The sequence below is a fragment of the Micromonospora foliorum genome, assembly GCF_022229015.1.
Classification (GTDB): domain Bacteria; phylum Actinomycetota; class Actinomycetes; order Mycobacteriales; family Micromonosporaceae; genus Micromonospora; species Micromonospora foliorum.
Genome location: NZ_JAKKFF010000103.1, coordinates 1 through 1,891, shown reverse-complemented (window position 1 = coordinate 1,891; position 1,891 = coordinate 1). Strand labels below are relative to the sequence as shown.

The 1,891-nt window shown below is 74.1% G+C and carries 2 protein-coding genes; both read left to right on the top strand.

All coding sequences use genetic code 11. The annotated features are described in order from the left end of the window. Positions 1–750 (top strand): uridine kinase family protein (locus PSH25_RS09615; RefSeq protein WP_238658686.1); only part of this gene is annotated, 750 nt, incomplete at its 5' end. 67 nt (positions 751–817) lie between these two features. Further along, positions 818–1,891, top strand: a 1,074-nt coding sequence (locus tag PSH25_RS09610; RefSeq protein WP_238658685.1) for a M48 family metallopeptidase, incomplete at its 3' end; no start/stop codon positions are given.

Genomic DNA, 1,891 nt, shown 5'->3' with positions numbered 1-1,891 from the left:
CAGCGGTCCAGCGGTCCAGCGGGCGCACCGGGCACACCGGCCCAGCGGGCCCAACTAGCCGAAGGAGCCCAGCGGGCATACTTCGGTCATGCACGACGGGAGGCTGTGCTGAACCCGGAGACTGGCGGGCCGACCGTGGCGGTCGTCGAGGCGTACGCCGAATTGGCTCGTCGGGTGCTCGCGGGCCCGGCGCGGTTGGGGCGGACCCGGCTGGTCGCGGTCGACGGGCCGAGCGGCGCGGGCAAGAGCCGGTTCGCCGCGCGGCTCGCGGATGCCCTGGCGGGGCCGCTGGGCGGCCGACCGCCGTTGGTGCACACCGACGACCTGCTCGACGGGTGGGACGACCAGGTCACCTTCTGGCCCCGGCTCGACGAGGGGGTGCTCGCCTCGCTGCGGAACGGGGAGCCGGGCGCCTACCGGCGCTACAGCTGGGTCCGGCGACGTTTTCTGCCCCGACCGGTTCCGGTTCCGGTGGCTCCGGTGCTGGTGGTCGAGGGGGTCACCGCTGCCCGGGCGGTCGTCCGGCCGGAGCTGACGCTTGCTGTGTTCGTCACCGCGCCCGCGTCGCTGCGGCTGGCTCGCGCCGTCGCCCGGGACGGGCCGGAGATCCTGCCCGAGCTGCGTCGCTGGCACGAGGGGGAGCGGGCGCACTTCGCCGTCGACGAGACCGCGACCCACGCCGACCTGGTGGTGGACGGCGCGCCGGCGCTGCCGCACGACGCGGAGCGGTACTACGTGCGGCTGCGCTGAGCGGGGCATGGACGTCGGCGACCGACTGCGGCACGATGCGGGGAGCTACGGCGAACGGGGAGCCACCATGACGGCAGCGGACGCGCCAGCGCGGCGTCGGATCACCCTCACCGGCATCAGCTCGCGGGCCTGGGAGCATCCGGCCGACCGGGGCGCCCTGGTCGCGCTGCGGGAGCTGCGTGGTTTCGACGACGTGGTACGGGCGTTCTTCGGGATGTGGAACGAGCGGGGTTTCCGGCTGTCCGTGCTGGCCTCCGGCATCCGGGTCGACCACCGGCAGTACCCGGCGGTGTGGCAGCGCTACACCGAGGCCGCGGCGGCGCTCGACGTGGCCGAGCTGCCCGAGCTGTACGTGACCCAGTCGCCCTGGTTGGGCGCCGAGGCGGTCGGGCTGGAGCGGCCGTTCATCGTGCTCAACTCCGCCTGCGTGCAGCAACTCGACGAGGACGAGCTGCGTTGTCTGCTCGGCCACGAGTTGGGGCACGTGGGCAGCGGCCACGCGGTCTACAAGACCATGCTCATGATCCTCACCCGGTGGGCAGCCAACCTGAGCTGGTTGCCGGTCGGCGCGATCGCGCTGCGCGCCATCATCGCGGCGATGCTGGAGTGGTGGCGCAAGGCGGAGCTCTCCGCCGACCGGGCCGGCCTGCTCGCCGGGCAGGACCCGGCCGCCGCGCTGCGGCTGCTGATGAAGCTGGCCGGCGGCGGTGACCTGTCCCAGGTCGACACCACCGCCTTCCTAGAGCAGGCCGCCGAGTACGCCGGTGGCGGCGACCTGCGCGACAGCCTGCACAAGATCCGGATGACCGCGTGGAGCACTCACCCGGTGCCGGTGGCGCGTGCGGCGCAGCTGCGCCAGTGGATCGACTCCGGGGCGTACGGGCGGGTGCTGGCCGGGGACTACGCGCGCCGCGAGGACGACAGTTCGACAAGTGTCTCGGAGGAGATCAAGGCGGCTGCCGAGTCGTACCGGGAGGAGTTCAGCCGGTCCACCGACCCACTGGTCGGGTTGCTGCGCCGGCTCGGCGACGGCGCGAGCGACGTCGGCGAGTGGGTGGGCGGCACCGCCGGTCGGGCCCGTTCCTGGATGGACGCCGCCACCGAGGCGGCGGGCCGCGCACACCGCGCCGGGCCGGCCGCC